The sequence below is a fragment of the Cupriavidus sp. CuC1 genome (genome assembly GCF_044627735.1).
GTDB lineage: Bacteria > Pseudomonadota > Gammaproteobacteria > Burkholderiales > Burkholderiaceae > Cupriavidus > Cupriavidus ulmosensis.
Genome location: NZ_JBIUHC010000037.1, coordinates 51,334 through 70,678, shown reverse-complemented (window position 1 = coordinate 70,678; position 19,345 = coordinate 51,334). Strand labels below are relative to the sequence as shown.

Here is a 19,345-nt window from a genome sequence, read left to right as displayed (position 1 = left end):
GGGTGCGGGTGCGGGTGCGGGTGCGGGTGCGGGCGCGGGTGCGGGTGCGGCCGATCCGGGCCCGGCCCAGGGCGGCCTGTTCGACAGCGCCCCGGCCCCGGCCCAGATCCGCTACGAGACCGTGGCGACCGAGGCGGCGCTGGAGGCCTGGATGCGTCGCATCGAAACCGCGCCGCTGGTGTCCATCGATACCGAGACCACCTCGCTGGACCCGCTGCAGGCGCAGCTGGTCGGCATCTCGCTGTCCATCGAGCCGGGCGAAGCCTGCTATATCCCGGTGGCGCATCGCGGCCCGGATGTGGTGGGGCTGGAAGCCAATGGCCAGCTCACGCGCGAGGCCGTGCTGGCGCGCATGCGCGCCTGGCTGGAAGACCCGTTGCGCGGCAAGGTCGGTCAGAACCTGAAGTACGACGCCCATGTCTTTGCCAATCATGGCGTGAACCTGCGCGGCATCGTGCACGACACCATGCTGCAGAGCTACGTGCTGGCGTCCCACCGCAACCATGGCATGGACAGCCTGGCCGAGCGCCTGCTCGGCCTCAAGACCATCAGCTACGAGGAAGTGTGCGGCAAGGGCGCGAGCCAGATCGGCTTCGACCAGATCGACATCGCGCGCGCCACCGAGTACGCCGCCGAGGATGCCGACGTCACGCTGCGCCTGCACCGCAATATGTACCCGCAGGTCGAGGCCTTGCGGGGCGTGCACTACGTCTATGAGCAGATCGAGATGCCGGTCTCGGTGGTGCTGCAGAAGATCGAGCGCAATGGCGTGCTGATCGACGCCGCGCGCCTGGGCGCGCAGAGCGCGCAGCTTGGCCAGCGCATGCTGGAGCTGGAACAGGCCGCCTATGAGGCCGCGGGCCAGCCCTTCAATCTTGGCTCGCCCAAGCAGATCGGCGAGATCCTGTTCGGCCAGATGAAGCTGCCGGTGGTCAAGAAGACCGCCAGCGGCGCGCCGTCCACCGACGAAGAGGTGCTGCAGAAGCTGGCCGAGGATTACCCGCTGCCCAAGCTGCTGCTGGACTACCGCGGCCTGGCCAAGCTCAAGTCCACCTATACCGACAAGCTGCCGAAGATGGTCAACCCGGCTACCGGCCGCGTGCATACCAGCTATGGGCAAACCACCGCGGTGACCGGCCGGCTGGCTTCGACCGAGCCCAACCTGCAGAACATCCCCGTGCGTACCGAAGAAGGCCGGCGTATCCGCGAGGCCTTTATCGCCGGTCCGGGCAACGTGATCGTGTCGGCCGATTACTCGCAGATCGAGCTGCGCATCATGGCCCATATCTCCGGCGACGAGAACCTGATGCGCTCGTTCGCCGAGGGCGAGGACGTGCACCGCGCCACCGCGGCGGAGATCTTCGGCGTGGCGCCGGATGCGGTCAGCAGCGAGCAGCGCCGCTACGCCAAGGTCATCAATTTCGGCCTGATCTACGGCATGAGCGCCTTTGGCCTGGCCGGCAACCTCGGCATCGAGCGCGAGGCCGCCAAGCACTATATCGATCGCTATTTCATGCGCTACCCCGGCGTGGCGAGGTACATGGAAGAAACGCGGCAGACCGCGCGCGAGCAGGGCTTCGTCGAGACCGTGTTCGGCCGCCGCCTGTGGCTGCCCGACATCAATGGCGGCAACGGCCCGCGCCGCCAGGGCGCCGAGCGCGCCGCCATCAACGCGCCGATGCAGGGCACCGCCGCCGACCTGATCAAGCTGTCCATGATCGCCGTGCAGGGCTGGCTGGAACGCGATGGCCTGGGCACGCGTCAAGTCATGCAGGTGCATGATGAACTGGTGCTTGAAGTGCCGCAGGCCGAGCTGGAGCTGGTCAAGGTCAAGCTGCCGGAACTGATGTGCAATGTGGCCGAACTGCGCGTGCCGCTGGTGGCCGAAGTCGGCACCGGCAGCAACTGGGAGGAGGCCCACTAAGCGCACGGGGCGGCCCCTCGGGCCGCTCCGGGATTGCCCACGGTCCCGTATTCCTGCATCCTGGTATCGAATGAAGCGACCGCTGAATCGGTGAATGGCGCCTTGCCAGTTGTGCTGCTGTGCAGCAAACTGGCGAAAAGCCGTGGCCACGGGCTCGCGTCGTGCCCCGGCAAAAGAATATCGACGACACTGGGTAGATCATGAGCACAGAGGGAAGGGCGCATCGCATCATCGTCGTGGGAGGAGGAGCAGGCGGGCTGGAGCTGGTCACGCGGCTGGGCGACAAGCTCGGCAAGAGCGGGGCCGCGCAGGTGGTACTGGTGGACCGCTCCCCCACGCATATCTGGAAACCGCTGCTGCATGAAGTGGCCGCCGGCAGCATGGATCCCCACACCCATCAACTCGAATACGTCGCGCAGGCGCGCTGGCATCATTTCGAATTCCAGCAAGGCGAGCTGACCGGCATCGACCGGACCCGCAAGACCATCTCGGTGGCGGCCTGCGTCGACCTCGACGGCACGGAGCTCTTGCCCGCGCGCGAACTGCCCTATGACACCCTGGTGCTGGCGATCGGCTGCGTCACGCATTTCTTCGGCGTGCCCGGCGCGGCCGAGAACGCCATCGCGCTCGACACCGTGGATCAGGCAGAGCGCTTCCGCCGCAAGCTGATCTCGGCCTGCGTGCGTGCCCAGAACGGGCGCGGGCGCATTGGCGAAGACAGCCGCCCGCGCGTGGACGTTGCCATCATCGGCGCCGGCGCCACCGGCGTCGAGCTCTCCGCCGAGCTGCGCAATACCGCGCACGTGCTCAGCGCCTACGGGCTGCATCAGCTGGATCCGCGCCGCGATGTGCGCATCCACGTGATCGAGGCCGGCCCGCGCATCCTGCCCGCGCTGTCCGAGCGCGTGTCCACCGAAACCACCAAGCTGCTGCACAAGCTCGACATCGAAGTCCTCACCGCCGAGCGCGTGACCGAAGTCACCGAGGACGCGGTGCTGACCGCCAGCGGCAAGCGCATCGACGCCGACCTGACGGTGTGGGCCGCCGGCATTACCGCGCCGGCGGTGCTGTCCACCCTGGGCCTGCCGGTCAGCCGGATGGGGCAGATCATCGTCAAGCCCACGCTGCAAAGCGAGGCCGATCCCGATATCTTCGCCTTTGGCGATTGCGCCAGCTGCCCCTGGCCCGAGAAGCAGGGCGCGGTGCCGCCGCGCGCCCAGGCCGCGCACCAGCAGGCCATGTTCCTCTACGGCGCGCTGCGCGCGCGACTGGACGGCAAGCCGCTGCCGTCGTTTGCCTTCAAGGACCTGGGGTCGCTGGTGTCGCTGGGGCATTTCAGCGCGGTCGGCAGCCTGATGGGCGGCTTGATCGGCGGCTCCATGTTCATCGAAGGCCTGTTGGCGCGCGTGATGTACAGCTCCCTGTACCGCATGCACGTCATGGCGCTGCACGGCGCCGTGGGCATGGGGCTGGATACCGTGACCCACTGGCTGCGCAGCAAGACCAGCCCGCGCGTCAAGCTGCACTGACCAGCTGACCAGCTGACAGGCTAACGGGTGCCGCAGGAGGGCAGAGGCTCGCCCCTCCTGCCGGGCGCGTGCGTTTCACGCCATGTTTGCTTAGAATCGGATCTCCCGGCGCCGGTGGCGTCGGTGTGCCTTGCCCCTTCCGGATCCGCAATCCAAGCCATTCAAGCCATCCACGCCTGACAGGAGACCGCATGCTGAAGCCAGAAGTCGAAAGCCTCGTACCTAGCCAGTCCTTTGACCGCCGCGCCTTCGTCAAGACGACGCTGGGTTCGGCGTTTGCTGCCGCTGCCTTGCCCGTGATGGCGCAGGCCATCAAGACCGATTTCACTGGCCTCACCGCCGGCGAGGTGACGATTCCCTCGGGCGGCTTCAACATGCCGGCGTACCGCGCCCAGCCGGAAGGCAAGACCAACTTGCCGGTGGTGCTGGTGGTCAGCGAGATCTTCGGCGTGCATGAGCACATCGCCGACATCTGCCGGCGCTTTGCCAAGCTGGGCTACCTCGCCATCGCGCCGGAGCTGTTCGCGCGCCAGGGCGACCCCAGCAGCTTCGGCACTATCCAGGAACTGCAGGCGAAGCTCATCTCCAAGGTGCCCGACGAGCAGGTGATGGGCGATCTCGATGCTGCCGTGGCCTGGGCCAAGGGCAACGGCGGCAATACCAGCCGGCTGGCCATCACCGGCTTTTGCTGGGGCGGGCGCATTACCTGGCTGTACGCCGCGCATAGCCAGCAGATCAAGGCCGGCGTGGCCTGGTATGGCCAGCTGGTGGGCGAGCCGACCCCGATCAAGCCGCGCAACCCGATCGACCTGGCCGGCCAGCTCAAGGTGCCTGTGCTGGGGCTCTATGGCGGCAAGGACACTGGGATCACCCAGGAGCAGGTCGAGAAGATGAGGGCGGCGCTGGCGGCATCGCACGATCCCTTTGCCAAGGCATCGACCTTCGTGGTCTATCCGGAATCCGGCCATGCCTTCAACGCGGACTACCGCCCGAGCTATCGGGAGGCCGACGCCAAGGACGGCTGGCAGCGCTGCCTGGCCTGGTTCAAGCAGCACGGGGTTTGACGCGGGCGCGCATTGGCACGCGTTTGCGGCAAGGCCCGGCGGCGCCGGGCCCGCGGCCAAGCTCGACTTGTGCCGCGGGATTTGCAAAACCGGCTGCAACCTACGTACAATGCGGGCTTCGTTTCTTGCAACACTGTTGCGTTTGAGATCGATGCTGCTCCCCGCGAGCGGAAAAGCCGATCCCAGGAGCCCATCATCGATTCCACGCTTGTCTACATCCTGCTTGCCGCCACCATCTCGGGGGTGGGCAGTATCTTTGGCGCGGCGCTGTTGTCGCTGACGGTGGCATCCCGCGTGGTCGAGCGCATGGTGAGTTTCTCGGTGGGGGTGCTGCTGGCCACGGCGCTGCTGCATTCCCTGCCCGAGGCCTTCGAGTCCGGCGCCGATCCGCGTGCCTTGTTCGGTACCCTGCTGGCCGGCCTGCTTGGTTTCTTCCTGCTGGAAAAGGTCGCGCTGCTGCGCCACTCTCACCATCACGAAGGGGATGGGCACCACCACCACCACGGCCATGACCGCGAGGAAGCGGGCCGTAGCGGCATGACCATCCTGGTGGGCGATACCTTCCACAACTTCGCCGACGGCATCGTGATCGCCGCTGCCTTCCTGGCCGATCCGCATATTGGCCTGGTCACCGCGCTGGCCATCGCCGCGCACGAGATCCCGCAGGAAGTTGGCGATTTCATCGTGCTGCTCAACGCTGGGTTCTCGAAGGCGCGCGCCTTTGCCTTCAACCTGCTGTCCAGCCTGGCGGCCATCGCCGGCGGGGTGGTCGGCTATTACCTGCTCGACCAGATGAGTGGCTGGATTCCCTACGTGCTGGTGATTGCTTCAAGCAGCTTCGTCTATATCGCCGTGAGCGACCTGATGCCGCAGATGCAGCGCAAGCCGCGCTGGCGCGAGTCGATCATCCAGGTGGCGCTGGTCGCCACCGGGATCTGCGCCATCTTCTTCATCACCAATGGCGTGCACGAAGCGCATGACCATGGTCATGGCCACGCGCACGGCGTGGCGGCTGCCACCAAGTAAGGCTGACCGGCGCCCACTGTCGCGGCGCCATCGTGCCACCATCACGCCACCATCAGGCGCCGCTTGCCACCGGCCGAGCCGGGTCGGCGCACCACTCGCTCCACGAGCCCGGGTAGAGCGCTGCGCCCGGCATGCCAGCCACTTCCAGTGCCAGCAAGTTGTGGCAGGCGGTCACGCCCGAGCCGCACTGCATGATCGCCTCGCTGGCCGGCTTGCTGCCCAGCACTTGCCCGAACTCCTGGCGCAACGCAGCGGCCGGCTTGAAGCTGCCGTTCCCCTCCAGGTTGTCCTTGAAGAAGCGGTTGGCCGCGCCGGGGATATGCCCGCCCACGGGATCCAGCGTTTCGTTCTCGCCACGGAAGCGGTCCGCCGCGCGGGCGTCCACCACCAGCCGCGTCGGGCTTGCGAGGTTCGCCAGCACGGCGTCGGCGTCCACCATGGCGACCAGCGAGGCCTTGCGCGTCAGGTTGCCCGGGATTTCGGGATCAGGCGTGTTGTCCGCCTCGAGCGGCAGGCCGGCCGCCACCCACGCATTCTTGCCGCCATCCAGCACGGCCACCGCGCCGTGGCCCAGCCAGCGCAGCAGCCACCAGGCGCGTGCCGCGTACATGCCGCCCTGTGCGTCGTAGGCAATGACCTGGGTGTCTTCGCTCACGCCCAGCACGCGCAAGCGCGCGGTCAGCGTGTTGGGGTCCGGCAACGGGTGCCGGCCGTTGGTGCCGGTCTTCTCGCCGGACAGCTCGTTGTCCAGGTGCAGGTAGAAGGCGCCGGGCAGGTGGCCCACGAGATAGGCCTCGCGTCCGGCGGCTGGGTTGGCCAGGTCGAAACTGCAGTCGATCACGACGCTGTGGCGGCTGCCGTCTTCGCGCAGCGCGCGCAGGTCCTGGCTGGAGATCAGGGTGGTGAACATGGCATAACCTTGGGTTGGGATAGTCGCGCTGCAACGGCACGGGCAGGCGCGGGCGGCGGGGTGAGCACCGTTGGCCACCCCCGATGCTACACCTCGGGGTGCACTTCCGCCTCGGCCGACTTGACCGGGGTATCGGCGGTCGGCTGCCGGTTGGAGCCTTCGCGCGCCCGGGTGAGCGTGGTGGCGATGCCGCTGGCGATGATCAGCGCCATGCCGACCCAGGACAGCCAGTTGAGCTGGTCGCGCCAGACAATCATGCCCCACAGGCTGGAGAACACGATGCCGGCGTACTGCAGGTTAGCGGTGAGCAGTGTGTTGCCGCGCTTGTAGGCGCGCGTCATCGCGGTCTGGCCGAGGGTGGCCAGGATGCCGATGGCCAGCAGCAGGCCCGCGCCACGCCAGGTGTGGGTGCTTGGGCCGGTGAACAGCATCCAGGCCAGGCCCACCACCATCCCGACTGCCGAGAAATAGAACACGATGCGGCCTTCGGGCTCGCCCAGCTGGCCGAGCTGGCGTACCTCGACGTAGGCCAGCGCGGTGAACATGCCGGAGATCAGGCCGATCAGGCCGCCGGTGAGCTGGTTCTGGCCGACAGACGGCTGCAACAGGCAGATCACGCCGCCGAACGACATCAGGATGGCGCCGATCAGCTTGCGGTCGGCGCCGCCGGTGCCGGTCAAGGCCGCGCCGGCGCCCAGGATCAGCGCGATCCAGACCGGCGACATGTAGTTCAGGGTCATTGCCGTGGCCAGCGGCAGCATGGTGATCGAGGTGAACCACAGCAGCAGGGCGGTCACGCCGAACAGGCTGCGCTTGATATGCATGGCCATGTGGGGCGTACGCACCGAGGTGCCCGACGAAGCCAGCACTGTCCACATGATGATCACGCCGATCAGGCTGCGGTAGAAAACGATCTCGCCCGTGGCATAGATCTCGGATGCCAGCTTGACGCCCACCCCCATTAACGAGAAGGCGAAGGCGGCGAACAGCATCCAGAGCGATTGCATGGTGAGGCGAAAGGAAGAATGGGCAGCGCGCGAGCCGGCTCCTGGCGGGGGGCGGGGAGCCGGATCGCGAAAGGCTCCGCATGAGGCGGATGGCCGGCACGACAGGCGGCGAGGCGCCGGGCGCACACCGGAAGCGGCGATTGTAGCAGCGAGTGTGCACTGCACCAAAGGCAAAACGGACCGCCTGGGCGGTCCGTTTTGCTTGCGTCGTCACTGCGGTGTCGCTGCCGCGGGCCGCTGGGCCTTGGCTGGCGGGTCAGTCCGTGAAGGACATGGCGCGGCGATACCATTCATGAAAGTGCTGCATACCGTCTTCCATGGGCGACTGGTACGGGCCGGTCTCGCTGACGCCGCGTTTTGCCAGCGCCCGGCGCCCGGCGTCCATGCGCTCGGCGATCTCGTCGTCCTCGACGCAGGTTTCCATGTAGGCGGCGCGCTCGGCCTCGACGAACTCGCGCTCGAACAGCGCGATTTCCTCGGGGTAGTAGAACTCCACGACGTTGCGCGTCTTGTTCGGCCCGAGCGGGTGCAGGGTGGAGACCACGAGCACGTTCGGATACCACTCCACCATGATGTTGGGGTAGTAGGTGAGCCAGATCGCGCCATACTTGGGCAGAACGCCGTTGTTGAAGCGCAGCACGGCCTCATGCCACTTCTGGTACGTGGGGCTGCCCGGGCGCTTCAGGCCCGCGTGCAACCCGACAGTCTGGACGCTGTGCCAGTCGCCGAACTCCCAGCTCAGGTCGTCGCAGGAGACAAAGCTCCCGAGGCCCGGGTGGAACGGCACGACGTGGTAGTCCTCCAGATAGACCTCGATAAAGGTCTTCCAGTTGTAGTTGCACTCGTGGATCTCGACGTGGTCGAGCAGGTAGCCTTCGAAGTTCAGGTCTTCGGCCACGCCCAGGCGTGCCAGGTCGGCGCGCACGTCGCGCTGTCCCTCGAACAGCAGGCCGTTCCAGTTCTGCAGCGGCGAGCGGTTCAGATGGACGCACGGACGCTCGGCGAAATGCGGTGCGCCGAGCAGCTCGCCCTTGAGGTCGTAGGTCCAGCGGTGCAAGGGGCAGACAATGTTTTTCGCATTGCCGCGGCCATTGAGCATGATGGCCTGCCGGTGGCGGCAGACATTGGACATGAGCTCGATCCCGTCGGCATTCCGTACCAGGATGCGGCCCTCGTCCTCGGCAGCCAGCGTGTGATAATCGCCCGTTTCGGGGATCATCAGCTCGTGGCCGACATAACCCGGGCCCTTCTTGAACAGCAGTTCCAGTTCTTGTTGATGCAGTGCCTCGTCGATGTAGACGTTTACGGGCAACTGCGTATCAGCCGGCACCAGTTTCAGCGCGGTGCTGAGATTGGACATTATCCCCACTCCCTATGACAGGCGAAAGCAGTGAACAACCCAACCATCGAAAAAGAAATCGATATGGGAAAGACAGTCAGCCGCGCCCTGGCCCGCTTCCGGACCGATGGATGGAGATCGCGCTGACGAACCGCGGATTGTACCCGAGCGAAAAACTTAAGGGACTGATTATTTAGCCTTTTTAGCGAAAAAGTCGACCCGGGTCGTCATTTAGGTGTCGTTCAGGGCGCATTCGGAAAGACGACCCGAGCGCACAAGTCACTTTCCGGCAACGCTGTCCATGCCCCCTGATTGCATGGATGCGGCCAACGCCCCGCTTTGGCGTAAAATCCCACCTTCCCCAGATTCAATGTCCGCAATGCCAAAGACTACGAGCTCCCCGGCCCAGACCGATCCGGCCGCGACCGACCAGCGGTCCGCCTCCACGCCGCCCGCCTCCTACGAGGCCGCCATGGCCGAACTGGAGGCGCTGGTAGCCAGCATGGAGGGCGGCGCCTTGCCGCTGGAAGATTCTTTGGCCGCGTACAAGCGCGGGGCTGAACTGGTCAGGTACTGCCAGCAGATGCTCGAACGCGTGGAACAACAGGTTAAAGTACTGGATGGCGATGTGCTCAAGCCCATGTCTGCCGACGCTGGAGACCTGGAATGAGCGAATCGCATCAAGCCATCGAAGCCGGCGATTTCGCCGCCTGGATGCGCGCCACGGGCGCCAGGACCGAGGCCGCGCTCGACGCCGGGCTGCCGGCGGTGGAAACAGTGCCGTGCACGCTGCACGAAGCCATGCGGTATGCTGTGCTCGGCGGTGGCAAGCGGGTTCGCCCCTTGCTGGTGCATGCGGCCGGTGAAGTGGCGGGCGCGGCCCCCGAGGCTTGCGACGCGGCGGCCAGCGCGGTGGAGATGATCCACGCTTACTCGCTGGTCCACGACGATATGCCTTGCATGGACGATGACGATTTGCGTCGTGGCCGTCCCACCGTGCACAAGGCTTATGATGAAGCGACGGCGCTGCTGGTGGGCGACGCGCTGCAGACCCAGGCCTTCGTGGTGCTGGCCGAATCGGCCTCGCTGGCCTCGCTCGACGCCGCCGCACGCATGCGCCTGGTAGCGGAACTGGCCCGGGCCTCTGGCTCGGTAGGCATGGCGGGCGGGCAGGCGATTGACCTGCAGCATGTCGGCCTGGCCATGTCGCTGGAAGAACTGGAAGGCATGCACCGCATGAAGACCGGCGCATTGCTGCGTGCCAGCGTACGCATGGGCGCCTACTGCGGTACGGTGGACGAGGCCGGCCTGGCCGCGCTCGACCGTTACGCCGCTGCCGTGGGCCTTGCGTTCCAGGTGGTGGACGATATCCTCGACGTGACCGCAGATACCGCCACGCTGGGCAAGACCGCCGGCAAGGATGCGGCAAACGACAAGCCGACCTACGTGTCGCTGATGGGGCTCGAGCCTGCACGCCAGCTGGCGCAGCAGCTTCGGGCCACGGCGCACGAAGCGTTGGCGGTGTTCGGCGCGCGCGCCCGACGCCTGGGCGAACTGGCCGATCTCATCGTGCTGCGCTCGAATTGAATGGACAAGCAGGAAACACTGACAACCGGGCACAAGAATCCGGCCGCCGAACGGACATCATGACCTACGCACTGCTCAAAACTATTGACGACCCCGCAGCCCTTCGCAGGCTGGACCGCCGCCAGCTCAAGACGCTGGCCGACGAACTCCGCGCCTACGTGCTCGAATCGGTGTCGCAAACCGGCGGCCACCTGTCGTCCAACCTTGGCACGGTCGAGCTGACCATCGCCCTGCACTATGTGTTCGATACGCCGGACGACCGGGTCGTCTGGGACGTGGGGCACCAAAGCTATCCGCACAAGATCCTGACCGGGCGCCGCGACCGCATGCATACGCTGCGCCAGTGGGGCGGCATCTCGGGTTTCCCGCGCCGCTCGGAAAGCGAATACGACACCTTCGGCACCGCGCATTCCTCCACCTCCATCTCGGCTGCGCTGGGCATGGCGCTGGGCGCCCGCACCCTGGGCGAGAAGCGCGTTTCCATCGCCGTGATCGGCGACGGCGCGATGACCGCCGGCATGGCCTTCGAGGCCATGAACAACGCCGGCGTCTACAAGGACCTGCCGCTGCTGGTGGTGCTCAACGACAACGACATGTCGATCTCGCCCCCGGTGGGCGCGCTCAACAGCCACCTCGCGCGGCTGATGAGCGGCAAGTTCTACGCGGCCACCAAGAAGGGGATCGAGCGCGTGCTGTCGGTGGCCCCGCCGGTGCTCGAGTTCGCCAAGCGCTTCGAGGAGCATGCCAAGGGCATGATGGTGCCGGCGACGCTGTTCGAGGAATTCGGTTTCAACTACATCGGCCCGATCGACGGCCACGATCTCGAATCGCTGGTGCCGACGCTGCAGAACATCCGCCAGCGCGCCCTCGAGGGCGGCGGCCCGCAGTTCCTGCACGTGGTCACCAAAAAGGGCCAGGGCTACAAGCTGGCCGAGGCCGACCCGATCCTGTACCACGGCCCCGGCAAGTTCAACCCGGCCGAAGGCATTCGGCCGTCGACCAAACCGGCCCGCAAGACCTACACGCAGGTGTTCGGCGAATGGCTGTGCGACATGGCCGCCGCCGAGCCCAAGCTGGTGGCGGTGACGCCGGCCATGCGCGAAGGCTCCGGCATGGTCGAGTTCGAGAAGCGCTTCCCCAACCGCTACTACGACGTGGGCATCGCGGAGCAGCATGCCGTGACGTTCGCGGGCGGGCTGGCCTGCGAAGGCCTCAAGCCCGTGCTGGCGATCTACTCCACGTTCCTGCAGCGCGGCTATGACCAGCTGATCCACGACGTGGCGCTGCAGAACCTGCCGGTGGTGTTCGCACTCGACCGCGCCGGCCTGGTCGGCGCCGACGGTGCCACCCATGCGGGCGCCTACGACATCGCCTTCCTGCGCTGCATCCCCAACATGATGGTGATGACGCCGGCCGACGAGAACGAATGCCGCCAGCTGCTGACCACTGCGTTCCAGCAGGATTGCCCGACCGCCGTGCGTTACCCGCGCGGTGCCGGCACCGGCGTGGCGACCGAGGCCGCGCTCACGGCGCTGCCGGTGGGCAAGGGCGAGATGCGCCGCACGGGCGGCGCTCGCGCCGGCCAGCGCGTGGCCTTCCTGGCGTTCGGCTCGATGCTGCATCCGGCGCTGGGCGCGGCCGAGGCGCTCGACGCCTCGGTGGCCAACATGCGCTTTGTCAAGCCGCTGGACGAAGCGCTGGTGAAGAAGCTGGCGAGTGAGCATGACTACCTCGTCACCGTCGAAGAAGGCTGCGTGATGGGTGGCGCTGGCAGCGCGGTGCTCGAAGCGCTGGCCGCCGCCGGCATCGCCGTGTCGGTGCTGCAGCTTGGCCTGCCCGACCGTTTTGTCGATCATGGCGATCCGGCCTTCCTGTTGTCGCAATGCGGGCTGGACGCCAAAGGCATCGAGCACTCGGTGCGCGAGCGCTTCAACCTGGCAAAGCCGGCCGTCGCCACGCGCGCGGCCTGAGCCAGCGGCGCGCCCGCGGCTTGCGGGCGCGCCGGTTTTCCTGATGCCTGGCATCCGTGCTCCGCGTACGGGTATCGCCCCGCTCGTGGGCAGCCAAAGGCAATTTCCCTTAGAATCCCAGGTTCTGTGTTCGCAGCTGCGGGAAGGCATCGGCTTTGCCATCCCCGCGGTTTCACACTCGTTGCGCGGCAAGGTTGACTGCGAAAAATGCCGCGACCGTAGAGGAAACCTAACCGGTATGAATGACATCAATCCCGCCTTTGTGATGCCCGACGTGCAGTCGAGCCTCGATACCCGCCAGATCCCCATCCAGCGGGTTGGCGTGAAGGGCGTGCGTTACCCCCTGTCGCTGAAGACGCCGGCCGGCGTGCTGGCCACCGTTGGCACGTTCAATCTCGACGTGCACCTGCCCGCCGACCAGAAAGGCACGCACATGTCGCGTTTCGTCGCCTTGCTGGAAGAAGAGGGCGAGCCGCTGGAGCTGGCGACATTCCGCTCGCTCCTCGACAAGATGCTGGTCAAGCTGGAAGCCGAGGCTGGCCGCATCGAAGTGACTTTCCCGTATTTCATCAACAAGACCGCGCCGGTATCGGGCGTGCAATCGTTGATGGACTATGAGGTCACGTTGATCGGCGAAGTGCGCGACGGCGCCTCCAAGGTCTTCCTGAAAGCCCTGGTGCCGGTCACCAGCCTGTGCCCGTGCTCGAAGAAGATCTCGCAGTACGGCGCGCACAACCAGCGCTCGCACATCACCATGAACGTGGAGCTGGCGGGCGACCTGCCGGTCGAGGCGCTGGTGCGCATGGCCGAGGAAGAAGCCTCGTGCGAGCTGTGGGGCCTGCTCAAGCGCCCGGACGAGAAGTTCGTCACCGAGCGCGCTTACGAGAACCCCAAGTTCGTCGAGGACCTGGTGCGCGATATCGCCATGCGCCTGAATGCGGACGATCGCATCGTGGCCTATGTGCTGGAGGCCGAGAACTTCGAGTCCATCCACAATCACAGCGCCTATGCCGTGATCGAGCGCGACAAGCGCGCGCAGTAAGCCCGCCGGGCCCTGTCAAAAAAGCCACCGCGAGGTGGCTTTTTTTTTTACTGGGCATCGAAACTTTGGCTTCAGGCGTGGGGGCGCTCTGGCAGCCGGATATCCGACAGCTCCCAGCGCGGCGTCACGCCGTAACCGTAGTCGCGCTTGGCCAGTTCCGGCGCGGCTTGCAGCCGCATTGCGCCAGCGAAGGCAATCATGGCGCCGTTATCCGTGCAGAAAGCCAGGTCCGGGTAATAGACCGCGATCTTCTTCTGCGCGCCGAGCTGGTCCAGCCGCTCGCGCAACTGCCGGTTGGCACCCACGCCGCCGGCGACGACCAGGCGCCGGTGCCCGGTCTGCTTGAGCGCGGCCATCGACTTGGCGGCCAGGACGTCGACGATGGCATCGACAAAGGAGCGCGCCAGGTTGGCCCTGTCCTGCTCGCACACATTGCCCAGCTTGCGGGTTTGCGTGAGCACGGCGGTTTTCAGGCCGGCGAAGGAGAAATCGAGGTTGCCCGAATGCAGCATCGGACGCGGCAGGGCGTACGTGCCCGGCACGCCGAACTCGGCCAGCCGCGAGACTTCGGGGCCGCCCGGGTAGCTCAGGCCGAGCAGCTTGGCGGTCTTGTCGAACGCTTCGCCGGCGGCGTCGTCCAGGGTCTCGCCCAGCAAGGCGTACTCGCCGATGCCGCGCACTTCCATCAACTGCGTGTGGCCGCCGGAAACCAGCAAGGCAACGAACGGGAACGGCGGTGGATTGGGCGCCAGCAGCGGCGACAGCAGGTGGCCTTCGAGATGGTGCACGCCCAGCATCGGCACATTGAGCGCGAAGCCCAGGGCGTTGGCCACCGATGCGCCCACCAGCAACGCGCCGGCCAGGCCGGGCCCTTGGGTAAAGGCGATCGCGCCGATGTCGGCGCGGGTGCGCCCGGCTTCGTCGAGCACTTGCTGCAACAGCGGCAGCACGCGGCGGATATGGTCGCGCGAGGCGAGTTCAGGCACTACGCCGCCGTAGTCGCGGTGCATGGCGATCTGCGAATGCAGGGCGTGGGCGAGCAGGCCGGCTTGCGTGTCGTAAAGCGCGAGGCCGGTTTCGTCGCAGGAGGATTCGATGCCGAGGACAAGCATGGGAGAGGCAAGGCCGGCATCAAGCGAGGCCGGCAAATCAAGGGGTTGGTGCGGGCTGCGGACCATCGGGCCTGCAGCCTGGCATGAGGCCAGCAGGGTAGCACAGCGGCGCTGGCCATGCTTTTCGCTACAATCGCCGCTTCTTCAGCAGGCATTGAGTGGGCAAGACAGACATGGGCAGCAAGCAGACCGCAGAGACCGGCCAGGCCGGCACGCGCGCAGGGCGCTTCGATGTGGCGGTGCTTGGCGCCGGGGCCGCCGGCATGATGTGCGCCGCCGTGGCAGGGCAGGGCGGTGCCAGCGTGGTGCTGATCGACCACGCCACCAAGGTGGCGGAGAAAATCCGTATTTCCGGTGGCGGGCGCTGCAATTTCACCAACCTGCAGGCGGGACCGGCCAATTTTCTGTCGGCTAATCCGCACTTCTGCCGTTCCGCGCTCGCTCGCTACACGCCGCAGGATTTCCTCGCGCTGATGCGCAAGCATGAGATCGACTGGCATGAGAAGCACCGCGGCCAGCTCTTCTGCAACGACAGCGCCGAGCAGGTGATCGAGATGCTGCGTGCCGAATGCGGCGCGGGCAATGTGCACTGGCGCACCGGCTGCGGCGTGGACGAGGTCCGGCGCGAGGGCGACGATTTCCTGCTGATGACGGCCAGCGGGCCGGTACGCGCCGGCGCGCTGGTGGTGGCCACCGGCGGCCTGTCCATCCCCAAGATCGGCGCCACCGACATCGGCTACCGCATTGCCCGCCAGTTCGGGCTGAGCGTGGTCGAAACACGCCCGGCGCTGGTGCCGCTGACCTTCGACGGGCAGGGCTGGGCGCCGTTCGTGCCGCTGGCCGGGGTGTCGATGGAGGTTGACATCGCGACAGGCAACGGCAAGACGGCCGGCGCCTTCCGCGAGGACTTGCTGTGGACCCATCGCGGCCTGTCCGGCCCGGCCGTGCTGCAGATCTCCAGCTTCTGGCGCCCCGGCACGCCGATTACCATCGACCTGTTCGACGGCAATGACGCCAGCGCCTGGCTGCTCGAGCAAAAGGGGGGCAGCCGCAAGCACCTGGCCAACCTGCTGGCCGAGCGCCTGCCGGCCCGCCTGGCAGACGCCTGGTGCGCGGCGGCGGGCCTCAACGGTGCCCAGCCGTTGCACGACATGCCGGACAAGGCACTGCGCCGGCTCGGCGCCGCGCTCAACAGCTGGCAACTGGTGCCGGCAGGCACCGAGGGCTATCGCAAGGCCGAGGTCACGCTCGGCGGCGTGGATACGCGGGCGCTGTCGTCGGCCACCATGATGGCGCGCACCGTGCCGAACCTGTACTTTATCGGCGAGGTGGTCGACGTCACCGGCTGGCTGGGCGGGTACAACTTCCAGTGGGCGTGGGCATCCGGCGTGGCCGCCGGCCAGGCCGTGGCGGAGAACGCAAGGGCCATGGTGGCGGGGACGGCCTGAGCGTCGTAAGCGGCACGGCGACGAAAAAACCGCCATACGGGCTTGACAGCGGTTGTGCTACACTTGTAGCTTTCGTAAAACCGCTAACAGCTGCTACTTATTTCAGCAAAATGACCACGATCCACCTTAAAGAAAACGAGCCGTTTGAAGTTGCCATGCGTCGTTTCAAGCGCACCATCGAGAAAAACGGCTTGCTGACTGAATTGCGGGCTCGCGAGTTTTACGAAAAGCCGACGGCTGAGCGCAAGCGCAAGAAGGCCGCCGCCGAAAAGCGCCACTACAAGCGCATCCGCAGTCTGATGCTGCCGAAGAAGATGTACTGAGCGTACTCTTCGCGTTCCGCATCAAAACCCGCTGTGGGCAAGGCTCCGGCGGGTTTTTGCATTGGCGGTCCGACGGCCGGCGCAGCGCCTGGCCGGCACCGTCCCGCCCACACTTTCCTGGAATAATGCAATGTCCCTCAAAGCCCGTGTAACCGAAGACATGAAGGCCGCCATGCGTGCCCGCGAGACCGAGCGCCTTGGCACCATCCGCCTGCTGCTGGCCGCCATCAAGCAACGGGAAGTGGACGAGCGCATCGAACTCGACGACACCGCCGTGCAGGCCGTGATCGAAAAGCTGATCAAGCAGCGCAAGGATTCCATTTCCCAGTTCACGCAAGCTGGCCGCACCGACCTGGCGGACAAGGAGAGCGCGGAAATCGAAGTGCTCAAGGTCTACATGCCGGCGGCCTTGTCGGATGCGGAAGTTGCTGCCGAAGTGCAGGCCGCGGTCACGCAAACCGGCGCCGCCGGCCCGCAGGACATGGGCAAGGTCATGGCTGTGCTCAAGGCCAAGCTGGCCGGCCGTGCCGACATGACCGCCGTCTCCGGCCTGGTCAAGGCCGCGCTGACGGGGCGTTGAGCGGGCCCGGGCGCCAGCTGGCGCCTGGCGAGCGAAGGCGACTGAGTGTCATTTAAGGCGCTTTCTCCCGGCCCCTCTCGCCGGCGCTGGCTGCAATCCGTTGCGTCTGCACTACAATGTAGTGTTAAGAGGCCGGAAAGCGCAGTGCCGGTCACGCAATTCATGAACAAGATATCGCCGCTGCCCGGTTCCACGGGCAGCTCGGCCATAGGACGACAAGCCGGGTGATTCCGCAATCCTTCATTCAGGACCTGCTCAACCGTGTCGACATAGTCGATGTGGTGGGCAAGTACGTGCAGTTGAAGAAGGGCGGCGCCAACTTCATGGGGCTGTGCCCCTTCCACAACGAGAAGTCGCCGTCATTCACGGTCTCGCCGACCAAGCAGTTCTATCACTGCTTTGGTTGCGCGGCGCATGGCTCGGCCATCGGCTTCCTGATGGAATATTCCGGGCAGTCCTACCCCGATGCGGTGCGCGAACTGGCGCAATCGGTCGGCCTGTCCGTGCCCGAGGAGCGCGACCGGCTGCCGCCGGCCCAGCGCGCCGAAGCGCAGGCGCGCTCGCTGGCACTGTCCGATGCCATGACCCGCGCGACCGAGTTCTACCGCAAGCAACTGCGCAGCGCGCCCCAGGCGATCCAGTACCTCAAGGGCCGCGGCCTGACCGGCGAGATCGCGGCGCAGTTCGGCCTGGGCTATGCCCCCGACGACTGGCAGGGACTGGAGTCGGTGTTCGGCAGCTATCGCGACGACGCCATCGCCGGGCCGCTGGTGGAGGCCGGCCTGATGATCGAAAGCGCCGAGAAGCGCGACGCCGATGGCAAGCCGCGGCGCTACGACCGCTTCCGGGACCGCATCATGTTTCCCATCCGCAGCACCAAGGGCCAGGTGATTGGCTTTGGCGGGCGGGTGATGGGGCAGGGCGAGCCCAAGTACCTGAATTCGCCGGAAACGCCCCTGTTCAGCAAGGGCACAGAGCTGTATGGCCTGTTCGAGGCCCGCCACGCGATCCGGGAAACCGGCTACGTTTTGGTGGTCGAAGGCTATATGGATGTCGTTGCGCTGGCCCAGCTGGGTTTTGCCAACGCCGTGGCCACGCTCGGCACGGCCTGCACGGCGGTGCACGTGCAAAAGCTGTTGCGGCAGACCGACGCCGTGGTGTTCTCGTTCGACGGAGACGCCGCGGGCCGCCGCGCGGCGCGCCGGGCCCTGGAGGCCTGCCTGCCATACGTGGCGGACAACAAGACCATCCGCTTCCTGTTCCTGCCTGCCGAGCACGACCCGGACAGCTATGTGCGCGAGCAAGGCACCGACGCGTTTGCCGCGCAGGTGCGCGATGCCATGCCGTTGTCGCGCTTCCTGCTGCAGGTGGTGTCGGAGGGGCAGGAGCTGCGCCAGGCCGAAGGCCGCGCCCGCGCCCAGTACGAGGCCAAGCCGCTGCTGCAGTCCATGCCCAGCGGCGGCCTGCGGCTGCAGATCGTGCGCGAGCTGGCCGATGCCACCGGCACGACGCCGGCCGAAATCGAAGCCGTCTGCGGGCTGGCGAGCGACCCGGCGCGGGTCGGGCGCTTTGCCCAGCCGCGGCCGCGCACCAAGCGCCAGGCCCCCACCGGGCTGGAGCAGCGGGTGCTGCAGTTGCTGATGCGCTACCCGCAGCTCTCGAGCCGCCTCGACGCCGACAGCCGGGCACTGCTGCTGGAAGACGAGCAGGCCGACGCCGAGGTGCTGGCGCACCTGGTGTCCGCGTGCGACGAGTTGCAGGGCGAGGTGAACTTCGCGGCCTTTAGCGAGCATCTCGCGCAGTCGCCGTATGCCGAGGTCTACGCCAATGTGCGCGCAGCGGTACTGCGCGAAGAGATCGATGAGGAACCCGCGGAGCAGGAGTTCGATACCGCCATCGCCAAGTTGCTGGCAGGGCCGTTGCGCCGCGAGCTCGACATGCTGCAGCAGTCGGTGATCATGGGCACGGCGGATGAGGCCGGCAAGAGCCGCATGCGATGGCTGGTCAGCGAGATCAACCGGCGGCGGCAGTTGGGTTGATGCGGGTTGACCGTCCGGTAGGTCGGGCAAGGTGGGTGGTGACAAATAAGTGAAGGTTTGGCGCGGCCTGGCTACGCTTAAGCCTTGATTTTTCAGGTGAAAACCTCACCTGTTGGGAAGCCGGCTAATTGCTAGTGCTACAATAGCCGGTTTGGATAGCGAAATCTTTCTCTCCCCTTCTGGTGAAAGTGAGCGTGCCAATGGCAAAGGCCAAAGCAACCGAAAAGGTTTCCACTAAAACTCCCCAATCGGGGAGCGGCAAGGCGTCCGTGAAAACAACGGCGGCTGCGAAGACAGCCGCGTCAGTCAAGGCGCCAGCCCAGCCTGTGCCAGCTAAGACCGCTCGGAGCGCCAAGGCGCCCGCTGCGTCCACTTCCACCGGGACCCGCCTATCCGAAAACCTGAGGCCCTCGACTTCGGCACACGAGAGCGGCGATAGCGCCAA

General features: G+C 66.4%; 16 protein-coding genes. 12 read left to right on the top strand and 4 right to left on the bottom strand.

The window, feature by feature from the left end:
* The 4 genes from polA to ACGLHR_RS17920 form a co-directional block, all read left to right on the top strand.
* Positions 1–1,924: DNA polymerase I (gene polA, locus ACGLHR_RS17935; protein WP_400095598.1), on the top strand; the 1,924-nt coding region annotated here is incomplete at its 5' end.
* A gap of 200 nt (positions 1,925–2,124) precedes the next feature.
* A complete protein-coding gene (locus ACGLHR_RS17930) occupies positions 2,125–3,453 on the top strand; it encodes an NAD(P)/FAD-dependent oxidoreductase (protein WP_318232016.1) in 1,329 nt (442 codons plus the stop codon).
* Positions 3,454–3,644: 191 nt separating this feature from the next.
* Complete coding sequence (locus tag ACGLHR_RS17925) at positions 3,645–4,517, top strand: dienelactone hydrolase family protein (RefSeq protein WP_400095596.1); 873 nt, start codon at positions 3,645–3,647, stop codon at positions 4,515–4,517.
* A gap of 234 nt (positions 4,518–4,751) precedes the next feature.
* Entirely contained in the window at positions 4,752–5,543 is a 792-nt protein-coding gene (locus ACGLHR_RS17920; protein WP_400095603.1) for a ZIP family metal transporter, read from the top strand.
* A 52-nt stretch (positions 5,544–5,595) separates the two neighbouring features.
* Here the strand turns inward: ACGLHR_RS17920 and ACGLHR_RS17915 are convergent, their stop codons facing one another.
* The 3 genes from ACGLHR_RS17915 to ACGLHR_RS17905 all read right to left on the bottom strand — a co-directional run bounded on the left by ACGLHR_RS17915 (position 5,596) and on the right by ACGLHR_RS17905 (position 8,820).
* Positions 5,596–6,453 carry a sulfurtransferase gene (locus ACGLHR_RS17915; RefSeq protein WP_400095595.1) on the bottom strand — a complete coding sequence of 286 codons (858 nt, stop codon included), beginning with the start codon at positions 6,451–6,453 and terminating at the stop codon, positions 5,596–5,598.
* Between the two features lie 86 nt (positions 6,454–6,539).
* Entirely contained in the window at positions 6,540–7,460 is a 921-nt protein-coding gene (locus ACGLHR_RS17910) for a DMT family transporter (RefSeq protein ID WP_400095593.1), read from the bottom strand.
* Between the two features lie 256 nt (positions 7,461–7,716).
* Positions 7,717–8,820, bottom strand: a complete 1,104-nt coding sequence (locus ACGLHR_RS17905; protein ID WP_400095591.1) for an aromatic ring-hydroxylating dioxygenase subunit alpha — start codon at positions 8,818–8,820, stop codon at positions 7,717–7,719.
* A 358-nt stretch (positions 8,821–9,178) separates the two neighbouring features.
* Between ACGLHR_RS17905 and ACGLHR_RS17900 the strand changes: the two genes are divergently transcribed.
* The 4 genes from ACGLHR_RS17900 to folE2 all read left to right on the top strand — a co-directional run bounded on the left by ACGLHR_RS17900 (position 9,179) and on the right by folE2 (position 13,398).
* Positions 9,179–9,469: an exodeoxyribonuclease VII small subunit gene (locus tag ACGLHR_RS17900; RefSeq protein ID WP_267603927.1), complete on the top strand. Its 291-nt coding sequence runs from the start codon at positions 9,179–9,181 to the stop codon at positions 9,467–9,469.
* A complete protein-coding gene (locus ACGLHR_RS17895; protein WP_318232010.1) occupies positions 9,466–10,386 on the top strand; it encodes a farnesyl diphosphate synthase in 921 nt (306 codons plus the stop codon). The genes ACGLHR_RS17900 and ACGLHR_RS17895 overlap by 4 nt, the downstream gene beginning before the upstream one ends.
* Before the next feature lie 59 nt (positions 10,387–10,445).
* On the top strand, positions 10,446–12,356 hold the full coding sequence (dxs, locus tag ACGLHR_RS17890; RefSeq protein ID WP_400095589.1) for a 1-deoxy-D-xylulose-5-phosphate synthase: 1,911 nt from the start codon (positions 10,446–10,448) through the stop codon (positions 12,354–12,356).
* A gap of 238 nt (positions 12,357–12,594) precedes the next feature.
* Entirely contained in the window at positions 12,595–13,398 is an 804-nt protein-coding gene (gene folE2 / locus ACGLHR_RS17885) for a GTP cyclohydrolase FolE2 (protein ID WP_400095587.1), read from the top strand.
* Positions 13,399–13,469: 71 nt separating this feature from the next.
* Here the strand turns inward: folE2 and tsaD are convergent, their stop codons facing one another.
* Positions 13,470–14,510, bottom strand: coding sequence for a tRNA (adenosine(37)-N6)-threonylcarbamoyltransferase complex transferase subunit TsaD (gene tsaD, locus ACGLHR_RS17880; RefSeq protein WP_267606466.1), 1,041 nt, complete (start codon positions 14,508–14,510; stop codon positions 13,470–13,472).
* 173 nt (positions 14,511–14,683) lie between these two features.
* Here tsaD and ACGLHR_RS17875 point away from each other — a divergent pair, with 173 nt between their 5' ends.
* The 4 genes from ACGLHR_RS17875 to dnaG all read left to right on the top strand — a co-directional run bounded on the left by ACGLHR_RS17875 (position 14,684) and on the right by dnaG (position 18,900).
* Complete coding sequence (locus tag ACGLHR_RS17875) at positions 14,684–15,958, top strand: NAD(P)/FAD-dependent oxidoreductase (protein ID WP_400095602.1); 1,275 nt, start codon at positions 14,684–14,686, stop codon at positions 15,956–15,958.
* 110 nt (positions 15,959–16,068) lie between these two features.
* Positions 16,069–16,281 (top strand): 30S ribosomal protein S21, encoded by a 213-nt coding sequence (rpsU, locus tag ACGLHR_RS17870; protein WP_043348281.1) that lies wholly within the window; start codon positions 16,069–16,071, stop codon positions 16,279–16,281.
* 130 nt (positions 16,282–16,411) lie between these two features.
* Positions 16,412–16,861, top strand: coding sequence for a GatB/YqeY domain-containing protein (locus ACGLHR_RS17865; RefSeq protein ID WP_400095586.1), 450 nt, complete (start codon positions 16,412–16,414; stop codon positions 16,859–16,861).
* Between the two features lie 224 nt (positions 16,862–17,085).
* On the top strand, positions 17,086–18,900 hold the full coding sequence (gene dnaG / locus ACGLHR_RS17860; protein WP_267603924.1) for a DNA primase: 1,815 nt from the start codon (positions 17,086–17,088) through the stop codon (positions 18,898–18,900).
* Positions 18,901–19,345 lie beyond the last annotated feature (445 nt).

Bases quoted from the DNA above. Each gene is read 5' to 3' on its own strand.
- ACGLHR_RS17895 (WP_318232010.1), top strand. From the start codon at position 9,466: ATGAGCGAATCGCATCAAGCCATCGAAGCCGGCGATTTCGCCGCCTGG.
- ACGLHR_RS17925 (WP_400095596.1), top strand. From the start codon at position 3,645: ATGCTGAAGCCAGAAGTCGAAAGCCTCGTACCTAGCCAGTCCTTTGAC.
- ACGLHR_RS17865 (WP_400095586.1), top strand. From the start codon at position 16,412: ATGTCCCTCAAAGCCCGTGTAACCGAAGACATGAAGGCCGCCATGCGT.
- ACGLHR_RS17900 (WP_267603927.1), top strand. From the start codon at position 9,179: ATGCCAAAGACTACGAGCTCCCCGGCCCAGACCGATCCGGCCGCGACC.
- folE2 (WP_400095587.1), top strand. From the start codon at position 12,595: ATGAATGACATCAATCCCGCCTTTGTGATGCCCGACGTGCAGTCGAGC.
- tsaD (WP_267606466.1), bottom strand. From the start codon at position 14,510: ATGCTTGTCCTCGGCATCGAATCCTCCTGCGACGAAACCGGCCTCGCG.
- dxs (WP_400095589.1), top strand. From the start codon at position 10,446: ATGACCTACGCACTGCTCAAAACTATTGACGACCCCGCAGCCCTTCGC.
- ACGLHR_RS17875 (WP_400095602.1), top strand. From the start codon at position 14,684: ATGGGCAGCAAGCAGACCGCAGAGACCGGCCAGGCCGGCACGCGCGCA.
- ACGLHR_RS17915 (WP_400095595.1), bottom strand. From the start codon at position 6,453: ATGTTCACCACCCTGATCTCCAGCCAGGACCTGCGCGCGCTGCGCGAA.
- rpsU (WP_043348281.1), top strand. From the start codon at position 16,069: ATGACCACGATCCACCTTAAAGAAAACGAGCCGTTTGAAGTTGCCATG.
- ACGLHR_RS17905 (WP_400095591.1), bottom strand. From the start codon at position 8,820: ATGTCCAATCTCAGCACCGCGCTGAAACTGGTGCCGGCTGATACGCAG.
- ACGLHR_RS17930 (WP_318232016.1), top strand. From the start codon at position 2,125: ATGAGCACAGAGGGAAGGGCGCATCGCATCATCGTCGTGGGAGGAGGA.
- ACGLHR_RS17910 (WP_400095593.1), bottom strand. From the start codon at position 7,460: ATGCAATCGCTCTGGATGCTGTTCGCCGCCTTCGCCTTCTCGTTAATG.